Origin of the sequence: Pseudomonas sp. LS.1a (genome assembly GCF_022533585.1) — a bacterium.
GTDB lineage: Bacteria > Pseudomonadota > Gammaproteobacteria > Pseudomonadales > Pseudomonadaceae > Aquipseudomonas.
On sequence record NZ_CP092827.1, the window covers coordinates 711,908 to 734,355 of the forward strand.

General features: G+C 62.1%; 22 protein-coding genes. 4 read left to right on the forward strand and 18 right to left on the reverse strand.

The window, feature by feature from the left end:
• Positions 1-184: 184 nt before the first annotated feature.
• A complete protein-coding gene (locus tag MKK04_RS03250) occupies positions 185-958 on the reverse strand; it encodes an NYN domain-containing protein (RefSeq protein ID WP_241106234.1) in 774 nt (257 codons plus the stop codon).
• Between the two features lie 634 nt (positions 959-1,592).
• Between MKK04_RS03250 and MKK04_RS03255 the strand changes: the two genes are divergently transcribed.
• Entirely contained in the window at positions 1,593-1,820 is a 228-nt protein-coding gene (locus MKK04_RS03255; protein WP_015268870.1) for a hypothetical protein, read from the forward strand.
• A gap of 553 nt (positions 1,821-2,373) precedes the next feature.
• On the opposite strand, the gene MKK04_RS26575 is transcribed toward MKK04_RS03255, so the two are convergent.
• Positions 2,374-2,505, reverse strand: a complete 132-nt coding sequence (locus MKK04_RS26575; protein ID WP_143491658.1) for a YHYH domain-containing protein — start codon at positions 2,503-2,505, stop codon at positions 2,374-2,376.
• 199 nt (positions 2,506-2,704) lie between these two features.
• Between MKK04_RS26575 and MKK04_RS03260 the strand changes: the two genes are divergently transcribed.
• Complete coding sequence (locus tag MKK04_RS03260; RefSeq protein ID WP_325175955.1) at positions 2,705-3,592, forward strand: LysR family transcriptional regulator; 888 nt, start codon at positions 2,705-2,707, stop codon at positions 3,590-3,592.
• A 29-nt stretch (positions 3,593-3,621) separates the two neighbouring features.
• On the opposite strand, the gene MKK04_RS03265 is transcribed toward MKK04_RS03260, so the two are convergent.
• The 11 genes from MKK04_RS03265 to MKK04_RS03315 form a co-directional block, all read right to left on the reverse strand.
• Positions 3,622-4,974 carry an ANL family adenylate-forming protein gene (locus MKK04_RS03265; protein ID WP_207835607.1) on the reverse strand — a complete coding sequence of 451 codons (1,353 nt, stop codon included), beginning with the start codon at positions 4,972-4,974 and terminating at the stop codon, positions 3,622-3,624.
• A gap of 27 nt (positions 4,975-5,001) precedes the next feature.
• A complete protein-coding gene (locus MKK04_RS03270) occupies positions 5,002-6,198 on the reverse strand; it encodes a cytochrome P450 (RefSeq protein ID WP_241106235.1) in 1,197 nt (398 codons plus the stop codon).
• Positions 6,199-6,215: 17 nt separating this feature from the next.
• A complete protein-coding gene (locus tag MKK04_RS03275) occupies positions 6,216-6,866 on the reverse strand; it encodes an HAD family hydrolase (protein ID WP_207835612.1) in 651 nt (216 codons plus the stop codon).
• Positions 6,867-6,880: 14 nt separating this feature from the next.
• Entirely contained in the window at positions 6,881-7,909 is a 1,029-nt protein-coding gene (locus tag MKK04_RS03280) for a ketoacyl-ACP synthase III (protein ID WP_241106236.1), read from the reverse strand.
• Positions 7,910-7,918: 9 nt separating this feature from the next.
• Positions 7,919-8,158, reverse strand: a complete 240-nt coding sequence (locus MKK04_RS03285) for an acyl carrier protein (RefSeq protein ID WP_241106237.1) — start codon at positions 8,156-8,158, stop codon at positions 7,919-7,921.
• A gap of 49 nt (positions 8,159-8,207) precedes the next feature.
• The gene (locus MKK04_RS03290; RefSeq protein WP_085626692.1) at positions 8,208-8,906 is read right to left on the reverse strand and encodes an SDR family NAD(P)-dependent oxidoreductase; all 699 of its coding nucleotides are present in this window, start codon (positions 8,904-8,906) and stop codon (positions 8,208-8,210) included.
• Positions 8,899-9,201, reverse strand: coding sequence for a hypothetical protein (locus tag MKK04_RS03295; protein ID WP_085626691.1), 303 nt, complete (start codon positions 9,199-9,201; stop codon positions 8,899-8,901). The genes MKK04_RS03290 and MKK04_RS03295 overlap by 8 nt, the downstream gene beginning before the upstream one ends.
• Before the next feature lie 15 nt (positions 9,202-9,216).
• On the reverse strand, positions 9,217-10,002 hold the full coding sequence (locus tag MKK04_RS03300; RefSeq protein ID WP_207835615.1) for an AfsA-related hotdog domain-containing protein: 786 nt from the start codon (positions 10,000-10,002) through the stop codon (positions 9,217-9,219).
• Positions 10,003-10,042: 40 nt separating this feature from the next.
• The gene (locus MKK04_RS03305; RefSeq protein ID WP_207835617.1) at positions 10,043-10,750 is read right to left on the reverse strand and encodes a thioesterase II family protein; all 708 of its coding nucleotides are present in this window, start codon (positions 10,748-10,750) and stop codon (positions 10,043-10,045) included.
• Between the two features lie 258 nt (positions 10,751-11,008).
• A complete protein-coding gene (locus tag MKK04_RS03310) occupies positions 11,009-12,205 on the reverse strand; it encodes an MFS transporter (protein ID WP_233693817.1) in 1,197 nt (398 codons plus the stop codon).
• Positions 12,206-12,212: 7 nt separating this feature from the next.
• Entirely contained in the window at positions 12,213-13,751 is a 1,539-nt protein-coding gene (locus MKK04_RS03315) for an MFS transporter (RefSeq protein WP_241106238.1), read from the reverse strand.
• Between the two features lie 109 nt (positions 13,752-13,860).
• Between MKK04_RS03315 and MKK04_RS03320 the strand changes: the two genes are divergently transcribed.
• Positions 13,861-14,751: a LysR substrate-binding domain-containing protein gene (locus MKK04_RS03320; RefSeq protein WP_015268872.1), complete on the forward strand. Its 891-nt coding sequence runs from the start codon at positions 13,861-13,863 to the stop codon at positions 14,749-14,751.
• A 185-nt stretch (positions 14,752-14,936) separates the two neighbouring features.
• On the opposite strand, the gene MKK04_RS03325 is transcribed toward MKK04_RS03320, so the two are convergent.
• The 5 genes from MKK04_RS03325 to MKK04_RS03345 all read right to left on the reverse strand — a co-directional run bounded on the left by MKK04_RS03325 (position 14,937) and on the right by MKK04_RS03345 (position 21,144).
• Complete coding sequence (locus tag MKK04_RS03325) at positions 14,937-16,190, reverse strand: arsenic transporter (RefSeq protein ID WP_233688100.1); 1,254 nt, start codon at positions 16,188-16,190, stop codon at positions 14,937-14,939.
• A gap of 74 nt (positions 16,191-16,264) precedes the next feature.
• Positions 16,265-17,539, reverse strand: coding sequence for an MFS transporter (locus MKK04_RS03330; protein ID WP_241106239.1), 1,275 nt, complete (start codon positions 17,537-17,539; stop codon positions 16,265-16,267).
• Between the two features lie 12 nt (positions 17,540-17,551).
• Positions 17,552-18,238, reverse strand: a complete 687-nt coding sequence (locus MKK04_RS03335; RefSeq protein WP_241106240.1) for a hypothetical protein — start codon at positions 18,236-18,238, stop codon at positions 17,552-17,554.
• Between the two features lie 168 nt (positions 18,239-18,406).
• Positions 18,407-19,756: a sigma-54-dependent transcriptional regulator gene (locus tag MKK04_RS03340; protein ID WP_241106241.1), complete on the reverse strand. Its 1,350-nt coding sequence runs from the start codon at positions 19,754-19,756 to the stop codon at positions 18,407-18,409.
• Entirely contained in the window at positions 19,741-21,144 is a 1,404-nt protein-coding gene (locus MKK04_RS03345) for a sensor histidine kinase (RefSeq protein WP_241106242.1), read from the reverse strand. Before MKK04_RS03345 ends, MKK04_RS03340 begins: the two co-directional genes overlap by 16 nt.
• 277 nt (positions 21,145-21,421) lie before the next feature.
• Here MKK04_RS03345 and MKK04_RS03350 point away from each other — a divergent pair, with 277 nt between their 5' ends.
• Entirely contained in the window at positions 21,422-22,351 is a 930-nt protein-coding gene (locus MKK04_RS03350) for a malate dehydrogenase (RefSeq protein WP_241106243.1), read from the forward strand.
• Positions 22,352-22,448: the final 97 nt, after the last annotated feature.

Below are 22,448 nucleotides of genomic sequence, written 5' to 3' on the forward strand. Positions count from 1 at the left end.
ATGGATGGCAGAACCCCTCAGCACCTCCCATCATCCTGTCAGGCATTTTCACGGCGGCCGGGAGCCTGGAAACAGGCTGAGGATAATTTTAGAGATAAAGAGTTGTACCATAAAGAATAATACCCATTGAATTCAGAGCGTTTCGTGTTGATACGATTCCTGTCTCCGCAGCCGAAGCACGGATTCATGAGATGGATATCTCAGTTTGGGAATGCATTACCGGGTTTGCTTTCCGAGCCGCTTTGATGAACATCGCCGTTCCACCTTGCCGCATATCGATCTCGAACAACTCTGAGGTTCGGATGAGATCGCTAAGGGTCCGATGCCCGTAGTTCACGGCTGAAAACGAACTGTTGTTGCGGATAAAATTACCGACCTGGCTGAGGCGCGACCAGCCTGTATCATCGGCGGTCTTCTCTGCTGCTGTTCTCAGCAGGCGCACTAGTGCCGTGTCACTGCGAAGCTCGTTTCGGGTGCGTTTACTGCATTTCGACGCTTCTCCTTCAACAGCTTTATCCTGATCATCGCCAAGCAGGTTCTCTGTGTAGATGAACTGCGAGCACGCATCTACAAAAGGCTTCGGTGTTTTCTTCTCCCCAAAGCCATAGACCGGCAAGCCGCTTTCCAGCAGCCGAAGCACCAACGGTGTGAAATCGCTGTCGCTTGTCATGAGCGCAAAGGCATCGACGTTTTTGCTGTATAGCAAATCCATCGCATCAATGATCATCGCTGAGTCAGTAGCATTCTTGCCCTTGGTGAAAGCGAATTGCTGCATGGGGCGGATGGCGAACGGGTGGATCTTCTCGACCCAGCCTGCGAGGAGGGGAGAACTCCAGTTCCCGTGTGCATGCCTGATGTTGACCAGGCCGTACTTGGCCAGCTCATCGAGCACGCCCCCGATGGAGGCATGGCTCACATTGTCGCAGTCAATCAGCAGTGCTATCCGTTTCGACTCCACGGTGAACCCCCGTCAGTCCCTGTGTCACCAAACTCTAGCTCAACTGCCCTGGCAGCACTTTCAATGTTCCTATCGTGCACCTCATCCCACCTTGGCGATCTCACCTGAGCCTATGTCGCTGCATTCGAAGTCTAAATGGGGGTTTGGATGCAGATGATTGTATTTGGCCTTAAATACGGATTTCGGCGCTGTTCGCACGTTATTCAGAGACGTTTCCTACAACTTTTACACTTGCCCAGCCGAGACGTGTGAGGCTAAATTTCCTCCGTCGCGGAAAATTCCGTGACCGGGCGTAGGAACCCGTTGGTAAACTTGGCGCACGCACTAGGCGCCCCTGCACCACAGCTGGCGCTTTTTTTGTGCCTGCCATGCTGTGTCATGGCGGCTGTGTGTGGGCAGGCTTCGGCCTGGCCGGGTTTCCAAGTTTCCCGGTATTCCTACCCCATGCACAGCTGCCACCCAATCCCGTAGGAAGGATCGTGGCAGCTCCAACCAAAACTTGGAGTGTCATGCATGCTTATCTCAATGCCATCCAGCATCCTCGTATCCGTTCCCCTCCGTCGCTCCTCGGCGGCCCTCAGCGATTTCACCTTCACTCAATCTCGCTCCGTCTCTGCAACAACGGAGGCACGCCATGACTGACCAAGAACGCCTATCCACCATCCAAAGCTACGCCTGGACCCTCGAATTGCTAGGCGAAGCCCTGGTTCAGCACGACGAAATGCTGGAGTGCGAACACAACCCACACCTGAGTTTTCGTAACACGGCCGGTATCCATCAGGCGATCCGGATCATCAGCCGTTTGGCCAGTGAGCAGTGTGGGAAGGTGATGGAGCGAAACGGCCAGGACCCTGTTAGTTAGGCAGGATCATTGATGAGCGGCGGGCCAGATATCACCCTTGCGGCTGGCCCTCTGCTAAAGGCCTCGTGGTGGATGGCACGGGCTTCGCCCATGTTCGCGGGCAAGCCCGCTCCCACAGGGGGCGCGCCAGCTTTAGAAATTGAGCAAGACAGTTGCTCCCACAAGGACCGCGCCAGTCCCTCGAGCACGACGAAATGCTGGAATGCGAACACAACCCTCGCCTGAGCTTTCGCAACACTGCCGATATCCATCAGGCGATCCGGATCATCAGCCGTCTGGCCAGTGAGCAGTGTGGGAAGGTCATGGAGCGAAACGGCCAGGCCCCTGAGCGTTAGGCGAGATCATCGATGAATGGCGGACGAGATATCACCCTTCGGCTGGTTCAGTTACACCACTTCCTGGACACGATCGGCAGCAATCGTCCGCCCGCATAGCCAATGAGGGCAGCGGCCAGCGCGGCCATCGGGAACGATACGTTGAGCGCGAAGATGGCGTCTAACAGGCCACTGAAGCGTTGGCGTCCCAGGGGCAGGAACGCCAAGGCTCAGCTATTTCAATGGCAGTGATGGTCACCGGTCTTGTGATTGGTGTGGCAGCCCCGGGCGTCAGTACCGCCACTGTGCGCAAAAGCGCCTACCGATGAGAACGAAAGGACTGCAGCGATCAACAGCGAAACGATTTTCATCAGGCTACTCCTTGCTTGGCCAGGTGGTGGCTTATTGCCATTTCCAGCGTATGGCAAAATGCTCCCGGTTAACAACCAGAGCAACGCTGGCACAGCGTATAACTGTCAAAACTGAGCGATATCCTTTTGGCCCGGTTAGGTGTTTTACTTAGTGCTTTAGATTGAGAAGGATCTGATCTAGATGGTGTCGAAGGACAGCTTGAGCGGTTTGATCGCGTTTGTACGTGCGGCTGAGTCGCAGAGCTTCACCTTGGCGGGGCGTGGTTTGGGTATTTCCTCCTCTGCCGTGGGCAAGAGCGTTAGCCGCCTGGAGGAGCGCCTTGGCGTGCGTTTGTTCCATCGCAGCACCCGACAGATCAGCCTGACCAGCGAGGGGCTGGACTTCTTCGCCCGTTGCCGCACCCTGCTGCAGCAATTGCAGGACGCCGAGGCGGCCTTGGCCAACTCCAAGCAAAGGCCCAAGGGCGTGCTACGGGTTAGCCTGCCGGCAGTAGGCTACCGTCTGATTTCCGGAAGCATGCGCGAATTCTACCGGCGCTATCCCGAAATAGAACTGGACCTGGACTTCAGCGACCGGATGGTCGATGTGGTGGAAGAAGGTTTTGACGCGGTAATCCGTAGCGGTGCGCTGCCGGACTCGAGCCTGGCCGCCCGCAAGATCTGCACCTTCCGCTTCGTGCTATGCGCGGCACCCGAATACCTGCAGCGCTATGGCGTCGCCCGCACCCTTCAGGACCTGAGCAGCTATCGGGGTATCGGCTACAAGCTGCCGTCGAGCGGCAAGCTGCAGCCATGGACGTTGCAGGCGCAGGGCGAGCGGGTTCAAGTGCAGGTAGAAACGGCGATGGTCATGAACAGTGTCGAGGCGGTGCTGGCGGCCTGCCGAAATGCCATGGGCGTGGCCTACCTTCCCGACTTTGTGATCCAGGAGTACATCGCCAGTAACGAGTTGACTCTGGTCATGCGTGAACTGAGTCTGCCGGGTGACTTCTGGATCGTCTGGTCGCCGACCAGGCTGCTGTCACCCAAAACACGCGCCTTCATCGACTTCTTGGGCGAGACTGACCTGATGACCAACGCCAGCTGAGCAAACCAGCTGGCGTTGCATCACGCAGGTCAGGCAATCAACAGCTTCTTGAAGCGCGCCGAGTAACGGATAGCCTCGACCACCTTGAGCCGGACCGGCACTTTGTAGCTGTCCATGCGTTCGCGGCTGTACTGGCGTATAGCCCGCAGGACCTCGGCGGTGGCATCGCCATAGTCGCCATCGAGTACCACCTCGGCGGCGACGAACTGCCCGGTCAGGCCGTTGCGCTCGCCATAGGCCTTGCAGTCCTTGATGCGCGGGTGCTGCATCAGCACCGATTCGACCTCGGCGGGGTACACCTTCTCGCCACCGACATTGATGATCTCCTTGCTGCGGCCAAGGATCTTCAGGTAGCCATCAGCATTGACTTCGACCAGGTCGCCGGTCTTGAACCAGCCGTCATCGGTGAAGCTGTCCATGCTGTGGTTGAGGTAGCCCATCACCTGGGTAGCGCTGCGCAGCCACAGTTCGCCGTCGACCACACGGTACTCGGTATCGCCTTCCTGGAAGCGCATGAACAGGCTGTCGGAGGACTGCGAGCTGGTGTTCATGATACCGGTTTCGCTGGTGCCGAAGGTTTGCAGGAATTTCACCTTGGGCAGTTTCTCGCGCAAGGCCCCCAGCAGGCTTTCGGGCATCGGCTCGGTGCCGTAGGTAATCATGCGCAGGGCCCCCAGGTCGTAGCGCCCGAAGACATTGTTGATGAGCATCAGATTGAGGAAGGTCGGCGAGGTCGGCAGCACCGTGATCCGGTGATCGGCGATCAACCGGGCGACGATGTCCGGGCTCTTGGTGGCGGCAATGGTTGCCGTGCCGCCGATGGTCAGGATGTTGAGCAAGGTGTTGATGCCGCCAATATGGTCGAACAGCAGGAACAGGAAAATGCTCAGGCGCCGAGAGCGCTTGTTCTGGTAGCTGGCCACCAGCCGATCGAGGTCGTGCAACATGGCCTTGGGCTGCCCTGTAGTACCGCTGCTGAACAGGATCAGGCCCGCATGCCCGAGCCCCTTGAGCTTGGCCACCAGAGCATTGTCCTCGCCCTGCGGAGTGTGCCGGGTGACCTCGCCGCTGTCGGCATCGATCTGGTACTCGGCTTGAGCGGCGGCAAGCTTGTTCTGCACTTCCTGCTCGTTGCTGGCGGTGTTCAGCGCGATTACGTTGCCGTTCTGGTACAGCGCCAGGAACAGCGCGATGCCACGGAACGAAAAATCGCCCTGGACGAATACCGTGGTCTGCGCCGCGACACCTTGGGCCCGCAGGTGTTCGAGCTGGCGCAGTACCTCGGCCTTGAGTTCGGCATAGCTATGGCTTTGCTGCTCGGTGTTGAGAAATGGTGTATCGGCAAAGCCGTCGAGCTGGTCGATCAGAGGCTTGAGAGTCATCAGAAATTCCCTTTTGTAAGGCTTCGCTCAGAAACGCACCGGAAGTTCGTTGGGACGGCGCAGCACGGTGCCGTTGATCCAGGCCAGCGATTTCGGCGCGCGGTCCAGCTGCATGTCGGGCAACTGTTCGATCAGCGTCTCGAGTACGATGCCGATTTCCAGCCGGGCCAGGGCCGGGCCCATGCAACTGTGGATGCCATGGCCGAACTGGATGTGTGCGGCCTTGTCCTCACGCAGTGGGTTGATCCGCAGCGGCTCGCTGAACACGGCCGGGTCGCGGTTGGCCAGGAACACATTGGCATACACGCAGGTGCCTTCCGGAATCTCACCACGGCTGGTACTCACTGCCTGAGTGGTGATGCGCGGGAAAGCCGACAGCTTGCCGATCGGGATAACCCGGATCAGCTCCTCGATCAGTGCCGGCAACTGCTCCCGGTTACGCTGGGCGTGCGTCCACAGCGCGGGGGCGCACAGAAGCGTGTAGACCGATTTGGTCATCACGCTCAGGGCGTTGTGATCGCCACCTAGCAGAATGCCCAGCAGCACGCCGACGAATTCCTCGTCGGTGAGTGGGTCGTCCATGCTCGCACGCTGGTCGACGTACTGCCGGATGAACCCGTCCGGTTCGGCGTGGCGGGTGCCACGCACGAAGTCCATCAGGTAATCGAAGCTAGCCTTGACCGCTACTTCGATACCCGGGATATCGTCCGGCGGCGCCGACTGGATGATCTGGCTCCAGGGGCGGAACAGTTCGCGGTCCTGCAGCGGGATCCCGAGGATGTGGCACACGGTGGAGGAGGTCAGGTCCTGTAACACCGAGGCGAACAAGTCCGGTGCCAGCTCGCCGTCACGCATGCGCTGGACGTTGCGCCGGGTGGTGGTTCGTACATGCTCGCGCAGGCTTTCCACCCCGCGCTTGCTGAAGGCTCGGGCCACAGTGGCACGCGAGCGCATGTGTGCCGGGTTGTCGAGGTTCAGCAGCAGCTCCGGCTGGGTCGGGCCTGGAAGGAAGGTCGGGCCACCTTCGACGTTGCACAGGGTGCGGCTGATACTCGGGTCGGCCAGGAAGCTACGGCAATCGTCGTAGCGGGTCAGGTGTGTGGCGACGTGGCCGCTTGGCAAGCGGATCTGCTGCAGTGGCTGGTCGCTGTCGAGCACGTGGTAATAAGGCGCGGCATCCAGGTTGGGGATGTCCATCACAAAGGGGAAGCTGTGGGTCGTCATGTCGGGCCTGCCACGTGTCAACGGGATGGATAAAGCAGCGCGCGCACGGCGTCGCACACTTCGAGGCTGTCCTGGAAGTGAATCGCCTGCCAGCCGGCGGCGCGGGCCGCCTCACAGTTCTCCTCGACGTCGTCGATCAGTACACAGCCGTGGTCGTCTACACCCAGCTCGCGGGCAGCCAGCGCGAAGATGCGTGGGTCGGGCTTGCGCAGGCCGACCTTGCACGAATCGATGATGCCGTCCGTGACGTCGTCCAGGCCGACCATGCGCCGCCACGACGTTTCCCACTCAACGGTATTGTTGGTGAGGATGGCCGCCTTTACCCCGGCCGCCTTGACCTCGTGGAACAGTTCGAACATGTGCGGGTTGACCTCATGGTCGGCAAACCACTGCTCGCCGTGGTTGTCGAAATCGCAGCGGCTGAGGTCGATGCCGGGATACAACTTGCGCAGCGCGGCGCTCATTGCCTGCCCCCATTCCACCTGGGTCATCAGGGCAAGCTCAATGGGGGCCTGGAACTGCACGCCCAGTGGACGTGCGACTTCGTGCATGGCCGCTTCCATCTGCTGGCGGTTGATGCCGGTCTTGCCTTCATAGACTCGGTACAACTCAGCGATAGAGGGGGAGAGTACGCCGCCGAAGTCGAACCAGATTGCCTGAGTAGTCATGGGTGTTGTCCTTGTCAGAGTGAAGTCGTCAGGGTGACGGGGGGAATCAGCAGGGTGTCGCGCAGCGACAAATGCGCCAGGCCAACCGAAAGGCCGACGCCAAAGCCACAAGCCACCAGGTTGTCCTGGCGCAGGCGTTCGGCATCCGGGCTGGCCGACAGTAGTACAGGGATCGATGACGGCCCGGTGTTGCCGATACCGTCCACATGCACCGGGATGCGAGCCGCGTCGATGCCAAGCTTTCGGCCGAGGTAATGCAGCATGAAGGCGTTGGCTTGGTGCAGCAGGAAGTACGGGATGCTGTCAGCCGGTAGCTGCAGCTCATGCAAGAAGGCATGCAGTGCGGCCGGAACCTGCTCCAAGGCGAAGTTCATCACCTGCGCACCGTCCATGAACAGGCTGCCAATTGCTGCGCTGGTGGTGCCTGGCTCGCGCTCTGCGGCCTGATACCGTAACGGTGTCCCCAGATGCCTGGCGCCGTTGCCGTCGGTGGAAAAAGCGAACGAGAAACTGTGTGGGCCAGCCTCTACCAGGGTGGCGCTGGCACCGTCGCCGAACACCATGCGCACATGATGGTCCTGTGGCTGTAACAGCTTGCTGATGACGTCGCTGGTGCACAGCAACACGCGTCGGCAGCTACCGCTGGCAACCAGCAGCGAGGCCTGGAACAGGCCATACACGTAGCCAGAGCAACCGAAATTGAGGTCGAACGCCGGGATGTCCCGGCGCAGGCCGAGTCGGGCTGCGAGTATTGCGCTGCTCGCCGGCATCAGTGCATCAGGTGTCTGGGTCACCAGCACGAGCGCATCGATGCTGTACGGGTCGACATCGGCGGTGTCAAACAGGCTGCGAGCCGCACCACAGGCGAGATCGGTAGTGGACAGCTCACCGGCGATTCGCACACTGCCGATGCCGGTGCTTTTGGCAATCCGCGTGGCTTCGCGCTCACCGAACAGCGCGGCGAAGTCATCGAGGGTGAGTTGACGATCCGGCAGCGCCGATGAAACCGCGCGGATCGAAAGGCCATGAAGGGTGCTGTTCATCGGAGTACCTCAGGCAGGTTCTGCGAGGCTGTTGGCGACCGCTTCGAACAGTTCACCGAGGGTGTTCAGTTCGTCCAGGATCTCCGGGTGCAGGGCAAGGCCGAACTGGTCATTGAGCACGCCAAGCAAGGTCACCTTGGTCAGCGAGTCCCAAGTGGCCAAAGGCTCAAGCAGGAGGTCATCGGCAAGTTTCGATTCGGGCAGTTCCAGAAGCCCGGCCAGCTCTTTTTTCAGGGCGAGTATGTCCATGCTGTATGTCTCCAGTTGGGTAAAGCCGATAGGGTGGGGGCAGATGCGGTCAGAGCCCGCCGAGGTAGATCACCTGGCCGGTGATGAAGTCGCTCTGCGCCGACAGGAAAAAGTCGGTGACATGGCTGACGTCATCGAAGCTGCCCAAGCGCTTGATCGCCTGTTGCTGTAGCAATGCGTTCATCTTCGACGCAGGAATGGCGCGGGTCAGGTCGGTGTCGATCGGTGTCGGCCCAAGGGCATTGACCGTGATCCCGTAGCTGGCCAGCTCCTTGGCCATCACTGCGGTGAGGGTTTCAACAGCGGCTTTGGAGGCCGCGTAGAGCGCTTCACCCTCGAGCTTGAGTGGCCTGGCCACCGTGGAGAAGTTGATGATGCGCCCGGCACCCTCACGCTTCATCAGCTTTGCCGCCTCGCGGCTAAGTAGAAAGGTACCGAGCAGGTTGGTGCGCACGATCTGTTCAGCGGTACTGTAGGGGGTGAGCAGCGAGTGGTTCATACTGGCGATGCCGGCGTTGTTGATCAGGTGATCCAGGCGTTGGTGCCGGCGGCGGATCTCGCTGACCATGGCTAGCACAGCGGCCTCGTCGGCCACGTCCAGGGCGAAGTGTTCGTACCCGGGATGGTCAAGATCGCTAGCCTGGCGGCTGCAACCAATGACCCGATGACCACGCGTCAGGTAGTGCTCGGCCAAGTGCCGACCGATACCTTTACGGGTGCCGGTGATGAGCGTGATCGGCTCAGCCATGTTCCACCTCGGCGCAACGCTTGCTGATGTAGTTGGCGAACGAACCGACGGTGGCGAACGGGCTGCGTACCGCCGACATGGCGCTGTCGTTGACCAGGGTCAGGCGCACATCAAGTTGCTGTTCGAGCAGTGCCTCGACTTCGACAACGATGGACACCAGGCTCATTGAGTCCAGCGCACCGCCATGCCCGTACAGCGCGGTTTTTTCGCCGGCGGCCAGGTCGATGGGGTGAGCCAGGCTCTGGTTTTCCAGGCGGATGGCGGTGTAGATAATTTCCAGGATACGGGACTTCATGGGACGCTCCTTGTGTCAGTCCATCATCGTGATGTAACGGTGCAGCAGCTGGTTTTCCTTCAGGTAGAAGTAGCGCGAGTCGATCACCGAGGTATCGAACTCGACCGTCGCGAGGGCCCGTCCTTGCTGGCGGAACTGCATGGCGACGGTGAAGCGGAAGTTGATCGGCCCGCTGCGCTTGAGGGTGACCGGAATGCACAGGATTTCTGTCGGTACCGGCAACAGGAAGTCGTTGTAATCGACCCGAATGCTGTTGGTGATGAAGTTGGCTTTGCCCCGGGCCGCGGGTGCGATGTAGAACTGTTCGGCGGTGGCGATCGACAGCTGTCGGGCGGCTTCCACGATCATCATTCCGGAGATGTGCTGGCCGGTGAGATGGTCGCTGAGCTCGGCGTTGGCTTCATCGATCATCAGCGCTGCGCTGAAGGTGCCATTGCCGTTATCGACCACTTTCGAGATGGCAATATTGTGCCGTTCATGTTTATGCGTTGTGCTTCTGCAGGCACGAACGCTCAGCTGTTCCGGTACCAGGCTGACTTGCGGTTTATTTAGTGCGTACAAGTTTGAAAGTTGATCATCGCTGACGCCCTGGCCAATATGCAATGTCAGTGCGGCCTGTCCGGAACTTGCAAGGGCGTGGGCGGCATCTGCGGAAATGAACAGGTCATTGTTGCAGTGATTTTTTATACGGTTGCCAACCACGATGTAATGTTTGTTGTTGGCGGTTTTGTTATCGGTCTCAACAGCGCCTGCGGCAAACGGGCACAGTGAGGCGGGCAAAGCCTGAGCGAGCGCTTCCATGTTTTACCTCTGCAGTTAGTTAAATGATGATGGCGGTGTTTCAGGCAGCAAGTGCGTCCAGCAATATCTCTGACAATCGGTCTGTTTGGGTTTGGTAGAAGAAGTGACGGCCAGGCAGGCAATGTTCGGAAAAACGCCCGTTGCTATATTGGCGCCACGCCCGGACCTCTGCGAATGGAGCGAAACTGTCCTGGGCACCGGCTATGGCTGTCAGCGGTGTATTCAACTGCGGGCGAGGCCGATGGCAGTAGGTGCTCGCTGCACGGAAGTCGTTCCTGAGGTTGGGCAGCAGGTATTTACGTGCGGCCGGGTTGCTATACAAGTAGGGGGGAACGGTGCCGAACGTGGCAATAGAGTCGAGAAAATCGTCATCTTCATCGTGTACCCTGACGCCATGGCAGCTGAACAGATGCGGCGGGCGACAGGCCGCTACCACCAGTTCGGTGATGGCCCACGGCATGGCCGCTTGGCGCTGTGCGACTTCATATGCCACCAATGCGCCAAGGCTGTAGCCAAACAGCACGACCTGGGCTGGGCGTGACTTGTGAAGGTGCTCGATCACCTCATTGGCCATGTGTCCTACAGTAGTGGGTGACGGTGCGAGTGCGCCTTGATAACGGCCTGAATAATGAATGTCGATACAGTCGACGCCCGGCGAAAGAGTGCTCTGAAGCGCTTTGAATGCACGGCTGCTACCCCCGGCAAAGGGAATGAAGACAATACTTTTTTGAGTGTTGCATGCACGCATGTTCAAACCCGTCGATAATCATTCTATGGGCGGTATGCCAAGCAAGGCGGTGGCTGCCCTGATGGGCCTTTAATGTGCGAAATTATATTTCAGGATATTTCGTGGTATTTGAGCATTTTAGGCTGAAGACTCCGGACTATAAGTTGAATATGCCGGCGCGGCAGTACCCATTGGAGAACAGTGGATTGTGGTTTATTAGGGGGCAGTGCTGGCTGGGCAAAAAAAAACGCCACCGGGCAGGTGGCGTTTTTTTTGAAATCACTGGCTGGGTAACGTGCCGGTGTGTGGCCGTAACATCGTAAACAATGTAGCGCCGGCCCCGAGGGAGCAGGCCAGGCCGAATAGTAGCGGGCCTTTCCAGTGCCAGTGCTGCCAGAGCCAGCCGCCCATGGCGCTGCCCAGGGCGCCGCCACAGAAGTTGCACACCATGTACACAGTGTTCAGGCGACTGCGGTACTCCGCACTGAGGCTGAAGATCCTGCTCTGGTTGCACACTTGCCCCAGCTGCAGCGCGAAGCACAGCAAGTTGGCGCCGAGTAGCAGCACGCCCAGTTGCGGCCAGCTGATCAGCAGCGTGAAGGCGAGGCACGCCAGCACAATCGACAGGATGCTCATGGCTACCGTGCCGTAGCGGTCACACAGCTTGCCCGCCATGGGCGTGAGCAGGCCAGCCAGCGCGCCCCAGAAGCTGAAGATGCCAATGTCAGCGTTGCTCAGGCCCAGAGGCGATGCCTGCAATTTGAAGGCGATCACCGACCAGAATGCACTGAACGCAGCGAACAGGCTGGCGCCCAGCACGCACGACAAACGCAACAGGGGCTCGACGCGCAGCAGGCCGGCCATTGAGTACATGAGTTGCGCATAGCCGGGTGCACCGGTAGTGCGCGGGCGGGCGTCGATCAACCCGGGCAGGGCTAGCGCGCAAGCCAGCATACCGAGGGCGGCGCAGCGGTACACCGCCTGCCACCCGGCAAGCTCGCTAAGCAGCCCGGCCAACGAGCGCGACAGCAGGATCCCGGCCACCAGGCCGGTCTGCAGCAGGGCAAGGTTGCGGCTACGATGCTGGGCGCAGGACAGCCCAGCGACATAGGGCAACATCACCTGTGGAATGCAGGTGCCCATGCACACTAGCGCACTCAGCGTCGCCAGGCCTGCCAGGCTACTGGTAATGCTGGCCAGACCGAGCATCACTGCGGTCCAGACCAGCAGGGCTTGGCACAGTCGACGTGGATCGAGGCGATCACCCAAGGGCACAATCAGCAGCATTCCTAGCGCATAACCAAGCTGTGAAGCTGTGGCTATCCAGCTGACTTCACCCGTGCCCACTTGCAACGCTGTGGCGAGTAACGGCAGAAGGGCCTGATTGAAGTACACGTTTGCCACCGACAGGCCACAGACCACCGCCAGGCCGACGAGGGCGAGCACAGGGATCCCGTTGTTGCGTGTAATCGCCATGCCGTCGTCAGCCCCGCACCGAATCGGAGGCTGGCAGGCTGCTGTGAGGCGCTTTGGCATGCCTTGCCTGCTCGTCTTGCCCAAGCAAGAAGAACGCCGCACCAGCCGACAACACGGTGAAGCCGATCAGCACCAGCACCAAGGTGCCGAAGCCGTCCAGATACGCGGCCTGCAGCAGCATGGGGTCAACGCCCTGGACCTGGCCCAGGTCGCCCATCACCAGGCGCTGCGCCAGTTCGCTGTAATCGCCGGCAGGCAGTACGCGCCCGAGACTGTTACCTACCAACGCGGTGAGCAGGGCGATGGTGATCGCCAGGGCGACACCTTCGCCCGCTACCCGGGTGGTGTTGAAGATGCCGGCGGCCATGCCTGCTTGCTCTTTGGGAATCACGCTAACCGCCAGCCCGTCCATCAGGCCCCAAGGGAAACCGGTGCCGATACCAATCACCAGCATTGCCAGCACCAGTTGCTGGTAATCGCCAATAGCGGCATGGGCCAACAGGTACAACCCCGCGGCCGCCACCAGGAAGCCTGCAGCCGACAGCACGCCAGCACTTACCCAGCGGGTCAACCAGGCGGCCAGCAGCGGGACCACCAGCATCGGCGCCGACAGTGCCAGCATGATCAGGCCGCTGTGCATCGGGGCGATGCCTTCTACGCCGATCAAGCGAAACGGAAGCAGCACGATCAGCACGATGTAGCAATAACAGGTGCCGATCGGCAGAATCTGCACCCCGACAAAGCGCGGGTATTTCAGCAGGCTCAGCTCGAGCATCGGCTGCCTGGCGCGCAGCTCGATGGTCACGAACGCCAGCAGGCTCAGTGCCGCGCCGCCGAACAGGCCCAGGATCAGCGGGGAGCGCCAGCCGGCCTGCGGCCCCAGGATGATCGCAGTGGTAAACAGTGCGAGCATGCTCGAGAAGGCAAGCACACCGGGCAGGTCCAGCTTGGGCGCTTCGGGGTTGAAACTTTCGCGCATCCGTGACAACGCCGCCAGCAGCGAGATCGCAGCAAGGACCGCGGTGCTGACGAAGATCGAGCGCCAGCCGAACTGTTCGATCAGCAGGCCGCTGACCATCGGCCCGAACGCCAGGCCCAGCCCGAACGTGGTGCCAAGCAGGCTGAACGCGCGCGTGCGGGCCTGGTCCTCGAACTCTTGGGCCAAGGCGGCGGAACCGCTGGCCAGGGCAGCGGCGGCGGCAACGCCTTGCACCGCCCGCAGGGCATCAAGCCAGACGATGCTGTAGACGCTCGCCAGCAGGATGCTGACGATGACGAACAGGGCCAGGCCCAGCGTGAACAGGCGCTTTCGCCCGTAAATGTCCGACAGGGTTCCGGCTGCCATCAGCAGGCTGCCGAAACTGAGCATGAAGGCATTGGTGATCCAGGTAAGCGAGGACGGCTCGGCATCGAAGGCCTTGCCGATGGCCGGCGTGGCCACGGCGCCACCGGTGAAACTCAGCGGCAGCACCAGGGCGGCCAGGCAGATGGCTGCCAGAACATAGTAACGGCCCGCGTGCGGGGTGTGATCAGTAGCCTGATCCATTGCGCTATCCCTCCTGTTGTAGCACCGTGTGCGTTAAATCTATAGTGGCCGCAATGCTGGATAAACAGGCTGGAACTCCACTCATAATGGACAAAAGGGAAGTAATGCCATGGAAAGCCTGAACGGCATCCTCGCCTTCGTGAAAACCGCCGAGTCGTTGAGCTTCGTCAGCGCGGCGCGGGCGATGGGTATTTCCGCATCGGCGGTCGGCAAGAACGTTGCCCGCCTGGAGAGTTCGTTGAAGGTGCGGCTGTTCCAGCGCAGTACGCGCAAGGTCAGCCTGACGGCGGAAGGCCAGCTGTTCTATGAGCGCTGCCGGCGCATCCTCGACGACCTGCAGGATGCGGAGGCCATGCTGTCCCATGCGATACAGGCCCCGCGTGGTCGCTTGCGGGTCAGCCTCCCGACCATCGGCTACCGTTTTCTGCTGCCGTTGATGCCGGCTTTTCGCAAGGCATACCCTGAAATCGAACTGGAAATGGACTTCAACGACCACCTGGTCGACCTGATCGACGATGGCTTCGATGTGGTGATCCGCAGTGGTGGGCTAGCCGATTCAAAATTGATGTCGCGCAAGCTCGGGCCGTTCCGCTTTGTCCTGTGCGCAGCGCCTACCTACCTGGCACGCAAGGGGCGGCCCCAGACGCTAGCCGACCTGGAGCGACACGACTGCCTGCGCTATCGCTTCGTCACGACCGGCAAGATCATGGACTGGAGCCTCGGCGCCGATCCCGAGATTACCCAGTTGCGCTTACCCACGGTGCTGACGCTGAACAACATGGAGGCAATGCTCATGGCTGCGGTGGACGGCCATGGCATCGCCTACATGCCGGACTTTCTGGTACGTGAATCGGTCAGGACTGGCGCCCTGGAAAGCCTGCTTGATGCGCATACCTCCGACCAGGGCCAGTTCTGGGCGCTGTGGCAATCGAGCCGCCACCTGTCGCCGAAGATCCGTGTGTTCGTCGACTTCATCGCCGAGCGTTTGTTCAAGGCGTAAATTGCCCGGCGCCTCCAACGACCTCCACAACACATAACCCATTGAGTTGGCAGTGACCTAGTGGGAGCGGGCGTGTCGAGGCGTCGAACCGCCGCGAACACCGGCGCAGCCGGTGCCAGGCACCGCGTTGGATTCTTCGCGGGCACGCCCGCTCCCACACGGTACGCGGACCGCTTGCGAGCGCTTCACAAATGAAGCAACCCCAACGCCCCGATCAAGGCAGGCGGCATTACCAGCGCCCCCAGGCGCAGGAAGTCCAAGGCACCGACGTGTTCGCCTTCACGGCGAACGGCAACCAGCCAGAGCAAAGTGGCCAGGGAGCCGGTAATCGACAGGTTCGGCCCGAGGTCGACGCCGATCAGCAGCGCCGCAGTGGTTCTCGCGGGTAAGTCGACAATATGGCCAACGGAGCCTGCGATCAGGCCGGTCGGCAGATTGTTCATCAGGTTGCCGGCGATAGCCGCGACCACGCCGGCGCCCCAGCTCGCCTGGTGCTCGGAGCTGCGCGCCAGCGCGGCCAAGCCATGGGCCAGGTGCTCGATCACACCCGTCTGTGCCACCGCTTCCACCAGCACGAACAGGCCCGCCACCAACGGCAGTACGCCCCATGCCACGCCTTTGAGCACCGGCATCGGGTTGCGCCGTTGGCGCAGGTGAATCAGCCCGGCCGTGGCGATGCCGGCGCAGAAGGTGGGTAAGCCGAGCTGCCGGTCCAGGGCGGAGGTCAGCAGCAACAGTACACCTGTCAGCACGATACCCAGCGCGCACAAACGTGCACCGCTGGACAGCGGTTGCACGTCGATGGCCGTCGCCAGGGGCTGGCGGATCTGCTTGCGCTGGGCCAGCCGCAGCACCAGGTAGGTCAGGCCGATGGCGGCCAGCGATGGCAAGGTGAATTGCCGCAGCCACTCCAGCAACGGCGGCATCTGGCTGCCGAACACTACCAGGTTGGCCGGGTTGGAAATGGGCAGCACAAAACTGGCGGCATTGGCGATGAAGGCACAGATGAACAGATAGGGCAGCGGCTCGGCCTTGGCCGCCCTGCAGGCGGCGTACACTGCTGGGGTCAGCACCACAGCCGTGGCATCGTTGGAGAGGAACACCGTTACCAGTACCCCCACCAGGAATACCAGGTCGAACAGGCGCTGGCCGGAGCCCCGGGCATGCTGCACCGCGTACATGGCCAGCCAGTCGAACAGCCCTTCCTGGCGTGCCAGTTCGGCCAGCACCATCATACCGATCAGAAACAAGTACACATCGCCACCCTCGGCGACAGCGGCGAGGGCTGTGTGCAGTGGCACCAGGCCAAACACGGTCAGCAACAAAGCGGCGCCAACCGCCCAGATATACTCCGGCACCCGCCAGGGGCGCAGGATTACCCCGCCGGTCGCCACGGCGGCGACGGTCCAGATGAGCGAGGATGGATCAAATACGGGCATGCAGTTTACTCAGGTGAATGAATGACTTGGCGCGGCATGGCCGTGCCGGCCTTTGGGGGGGGGCGTGCAGCACGCTAGATCTTGTCAAAGTGATTGGGCTGAGCTGACTGTTGCCGACTTGGATGTCCCTTGCGAAGGCCTGTCTGATAGGTGAGTAGTCCGAGTGCAGCCACGATACCCAGAACGACGAAGGCTGCGCCATAGCCGAAATGTTGCGCGATCCAACCGGCGAGTGCGTGGCTCATGGCCGCGCCTATCCCCTGGAGCGTCATCACTGCACCAAGCCCTGCATTGACGTGCCCGGTGCCGCGCAGGATGCAAGCGACAAGCCCAGGCAAGGCGACCCCCAGTAGACCCGCCCCGAGGCCGTCAAGGGCCTGTACCGGAATCAGTGCCCACGGCGACTCCCAGAAACCGGCGATCAGCCCTCGCAAGGGCAAGGCCAACAGGGCGGTAATGATCAGTGCCCGATAGCCGTGCCGAGAGGCATACCTCCCGGCCCAAAGTGCCACAGGAATCATGACCAGCTGCGCCACGATGACGGTCGATGCCGTGAAGACGCTGGGGTCGGCCAGCCCACGCGTGACAACCGACTGCGCCAGCAAGGGCAGCATCGCGGCATTGCCCAGGTGGAACAGCAGCATGGTGACCGCGAGCAGGCACAGCTCGCGCGAGTCCGTCAAAACCCGCACCAGGGAAGGCGAGGGGCTGGTGCCTTGCGCAGGCAGGTTGCCGGTGAGGTCACCACCGCGGGCCCGCTCATGGTTGATGTCCTGTGGGTTGATCTTGCGCAAGCATGCAAGGGCTGCGCATGCCATCAGGGCCATCAGCACGAATACGGCTGACAGCCCCCAGCGGTAGCCTGCCAGCCCGGCCAATGCAGCCGCGACCACGTTGCCGGCATGGTTCCAGGCCTCGTTGATGCCGAGCTGCCGAGACAAGTCTCGCTGATCAACGATGCCCAAGGTGATGCCCATGATGCCGGCACCCATCAACGCGCCCACAGCACCTGTCACCACCTGTGAGGCGACGACGACGCCGAACGATGGCGCCGTCCATAGCGCTGCCGTGGCGAGCATGAGTGCAAGGGTGCCGCTTGCCAGAACAAGTCGCTTGTGGCGCGAAGCGTCGATCCAGGCGCCCATCGGCGTGGTCGCCAGCATGCCTGCGATGCCGCCGGCGGCCATCACGTAGCCGATGTCATCGGCGCGCCAGCCCTGGCTGGCCAGAAACACGCCGAGGAAGGGGCCCAGGCCATCACGGACGTCGGCCAGGAAGAAGTTGAGGCCGGACAGCCAGCGTCGTGAGCTGGCATGCGCCGGGGGTATGGAAGGTGTTGCCGGGTGCATAGTGGCATTTCCTTATGGCGCGCGGTCGTAGAGCGGCTGCAGGGTGGATAACGTGGTGCCCATGCTGACCGCTTCCAAAGCGGTGCCAAACGCATTGCGCGTGCCCAGCCCGGAGGCCGCGAACGGTGCGCCCGCCTGCACGGAAAGACGCAGGCTCTCTGGCGGAAAACGAACGATGCTGCCATCGCTCAGGATGACGCCGTTGGCCTCGCCCCGGGGGCCAGTGAGCACGGTGTCCACGTGGCCTTCCACCTGTTGGGGCTGCAGACGCTGGGCGCGCAGGTGTGGCGGCAGCACTCGGCCTTGGCCAACCGGCGGCGGTTGGTCGTACACGGTGCGCCCGCTGTCGGCGTGGATGATGGCGTCGGCCTTGACCGTGCCTCGTGTCTCCGCCCGCCCGATGATGCGAACGGCGTCCCCCACCTTGACCGTGGCCGTGAGCGCATCGGCCATGTGCGGTGGAAACCTGGCAATGGTTCCGTCGCTCAGGCGCAGGCCGTCGACCTCACCGTAGGGATTGATGAGCATCCGCTGAACCTGGCCTTCCACCGTGTACTGGCCCGTCAGGCCGGGTGCGTCGCCCCCTTGATGTGGTATTGCAGGCAGAGAGGAGGGCGGATCGGCGGGCGCGGCCTGTGCGCTGAGGCTACACAGGCCGAATGCCAACGCAACAGACGTGGCGATGAAAAACCTGGACATTGGAGAAGCTCCTTGGGTCGGGAAAAGCACCCAACCTGCAGCGCAAGCGTCATGCCAAGTAGTATCTCCAATAAAATCAAATAGTTATGAATTTTCCAGGCGATGTGCCGTCCGATCTCGTGACGCCAGGGTGTCACGAGATCGGACACCGGTTTGCGTGCGAAGGGGTTAGTCCAGATTGAACTCGGCCAGCTTGCGGTAGAGCTGCTGGCGAGACAGCCCGAGGCGCCGCGCCGCCTCTGCGCGGTTGCCTGCCGTCGCAGCCAGGGCGCGGACGATCATTTCGCGCTCCAGGCGGGCAACGGCCTGTGCCATGGGGCCTTCCCAGTCGATGTCCAGGCCCGGGGTGAGCGCAGCCGCTGGCTGCAACCCGATGTGTTCGACATCGATGACCGGGCCGTGGCTGAGGATGGCCGCGCGCTCCATGGCGTTGCGCAGTTCGCGCACGTTGCCAGGCCAGGGATGGGCCAGCAGTAAGCGGGCTGCCGCCGCGCTCAAGCGCTTGGGCGAGTCGCCGCCCAGCAGGCGTAGAAAGTGTTCGGCCAGCAGCAGCACGTCGCCCAGGCGCTCACGCAGCGGCGGCAGCCACAGGGGCACTACCTGCAGGCGGTACCACAGGTCTTCGCGGAAGCGCCCCTCTTTGACCGCGCTGGGCAGGTCCCGGTGGGTGGCCACGATGATGCGCACGTTCACCGGCTGGACGCGGTTGGCGCCCACGGGGGTGATCTCGCGTTCCTGCAGCACCCGCAGGATCTTCGCCTGCGTGGCCAGCGGCATATCGCCTATTTCGTCGAGGAACAGGGTGCCGCCATCGGCCTCACGAAAGCGCCCGGTGCGGTCATTGACGGCACCGGTGAACGCGCCTTTGACATGCCCGAACAGCTCGCTTTCCATCAGGTCGGCCGGGATCGCGGCGCAGTTCACTGCAACGAAGGGGCCGCTGGCTCTGCCGCTGTTGCGATGCAGGGCCCGCGCCACCAGTTCCTTGCCGGTGCCCGTCTCGCCGAGGATCAAGGCGGTGGCATCGGAGTTCGCGGCCAGCCCGATGCGCTTGAAGACCTGGCGCATGGCCTCGCTGCTGCTGACCAGTTCGGTGCCATCCACGGGCTCTCTTGCGGCAGGTGATGCCCCGGCCGCCTGGGGCCTGTCCGGGGTGTGGGCTGCTCGCCGCAGGGCCCGTTCGAGCGTTTCGAGCAGGGCGGCCCTGGTCACGGGCTTGGTCAGGTGGTCGAACGCGCCCAGGCTCATCGCCTCGATGGTGTTGCCGCCGCTCGCATAGGCGGTGAGCATGATGCAGGGCACCTGCGAGATGCGCGCCGCGCGGCGCAGGAACACCAGGCCATCCTCGCCCGGCAGGCGCAGATCGACGATGGCCGCATCCACGGCCTCGGTGCGCAGTCGGTGCAGGCCTGCATCGGTGGTTTCAGCCTGCAGCACCGCATGCCCCAGGTCTTGCAGCATTTCTGCAAGGCTGTCGCGGAACGCGGCGTCATCGTCGACGATCAGGATTCGGGCCACGGTAGCTCCATTTCTATACGCGTTCCCTTGGTCGACTTGGCGAGACCGACCCGCCCGACGTGCCCCTGCACGATCTCGCGCACCAGCGCCAGTCCCAGGCCGGTACCTCCAGCGCGGTTGGTGGCGAACGGTTCGAACAGTGTATCGCGCAAGTCGGCCGGAATGCCGCAGCCATCGTCCGCCACCCACAGCAGCAATGCGCCACGGCGTGTGCGATGCGCACCAAGTTCGATTTCACCGCGTTCTTCCGTGTGCGCCAGCGCATTGAGCAACAGGTTGTCAAAGACCCGCGCCATTTGTGCTGGGTCGAACAGCGCAACCTCCTTCGCGCTGGCGGTCAGCCCCGGTTCAACTGCCAGTGTGATTCGTACCCCTTTCTTTTGCGCCGCTTCGGCGTGGGCATCGCGCCGCTCCTCCAGCCATGCCTGCAGGTCAACCGCCTGGCGCTCGGCGTGGAACGGTTGGGTCAACGCCAACAGGCTCGACACCAGCGTCTCCAGGCGTGCCGTTTGCGACAGTACCGCCTCCAGGGCGCCAGCCACACGTGCTTCGCGCCGGTCGGCCGGGGCAGCTATCGCGTTTTCCACCTTCATGCGCATCGTGCCCAAAGGGTTGCGGATTTCGTGCGCGAGCCCGGCGGAAACACGCCCCAACGTGGCCAGGCGTTCGGACTGGGCCAGTTGCTTGCGCAGATGGGCGGACTGGCGCTGCCAACGCGAAATCATCCAGCCCAGCCATGCGCCGGAGACCACGACCAGCGCCAGCAGCAGGCTCACCGCGAGGATCAAGGTGTTGACTGTTTCTGTGGCCAAAAGCGGCACGCGCATCAGGGTCCAGGCGATCAGCTGCCGGTCAGCGGTTTCCACAGGGCATGCGGCGAAAGCCACGGCTTCGCGTAAACCCGGTCGCACGTCTGCCACGAGGCTTGCGGAATCCTGCGCGCGTTGGGCCGTGGAGGCAATGCGCTCCAACTCGGCACTCGGCGGATCGCGCTTGATTCCCGTGCCGTCGTAGGTTGGGAACGCGTAGGCCACCACGCCCGCATCCGCTCGCCAGAAGCCGCCCTCCATGCCCGGCTGATCGCGCAGTGCCAAATCAAGCACCGCCTGCGCTGCAGCTGGGGTCATGAGAGAGGGTTGATCTTGCGCAGACGGAAGTTGCTGGCGAACGCGTGCTGCACCTGCCTGCAGCGCCTGGCAACTGGTCGAGGTGAGTTGGCGTGCCTGCGCAATCTGCGGGCCGGCGCCTTGGCGGCTGATGACCAGCAGCAGCCATCCCAGCACCAGCGCAACGGCGGCAATGGAAAGCCACAGAATCAGCAGATCACGTCGAACGGAGGGTTGCAGCGACAGGTCAGGTTTCCTTTGATGTGAGGCACCGCTGGTCAATCGGTGGGCGTTCTGATGGCAACCTTGCCAGATGGGAAATCGCCGTGCAAGGACACGGTCAGTTGAATTAGCGGGGACTCTGTGGGAGCGGCTTTAGCCGCGAACACCGGCGCAGCCGGTGCCAGGCAACGCGTTGGATTCTTCGCGGCTAAAGCCGCTCCCACAGGGTACGCGTACCGCTTCCATTTGCCTTTGTGTGGTCTTTTCGCCTCAGCAGGCAATACTTCTCTGTATTGCAGGCGTGTTCCTGGTGGCGCGCGCCGCTGGGAGGTGTCACGTGAACAAACTGACAATCGTGGGTGCCGGCATGGTCGGCGAGGCGGCGGCGCAGATCATCGCTCGGGAAGAGTTGTGCCGTGAGCTGGTGTTGATGGATGTGCAGGGCGAGATGGCACAAGGCAAGGCGCTGGACGTGTGGCAGGCGGCAGTCGAGTCGGGGTCCGATACCCGGGTTTACGGCGGGGCCAAGGCTGAAATGCTGCAGGGCTCCGAGCTGGTGGTCATCACCGCAGGGGTGCCGCGCAAGCCTGGGCAGTCGCGGCAGGATGTACTCAGTACCAACCTGCCCATCCTCGACGGCATCATGGCCGACATCAAACACCATGCGCCAACCGCGACGGTGCTGGTGGTGTCCAACCCGGTCGATGTGCTCACCTATCGCGCCTGGAGCCTGAGCGGGCAGGGGCGCAACAAGGTGTTCGGCCAGGCGGGTGTGCTGGATACCGCACGCATGAAGTGCTTCATCGCCGAGCAGACCGGGTTTTCCGCCCGGGATATCACGGCGCTGGTACTGGGCGGGCATGGCGACAGCATGGTGCCGCTGATGCGCTACTGCCAGATCGGTTCGGTGCCGCTGTCACACTTCCTGTCCAGTGAACAGATCGAGCAGATCGTGGAGCGCACGCGCAAGGGCGGTGGCGAGATTCTGGGGTTGAAGAAGCTGGGCAGCGCCTGCGATGCGCCGGGTGTGGCGATTGCACAGATGGTCGATGCGATCGCCAACGGGCGAAACCGCATCTTGCCGGCGGTGGCGATTCTGCAGGGCGAGTACGGGCGCACGGATATCGCCATGGGGGTGCCCTGCCTACTGGCAGAAGAGGGGCTGGCGCGGGTAATCGAGTTGCCGCTGGATGCGCAGGAGCAGGCGATGTTCGATCAATCGGCTGATCAGGTGGCGCGGGATATTGCTGAAATGAAGGCGCTGTAACGCTGTGGGAGCGGCTTTAGCCGCGAAGAATCCAGCGCGGTGCCTGGCACCGGCTGCGCCGGTGTTCGCGGCTAAAGCCGCTCCCACAGTGTCCCTG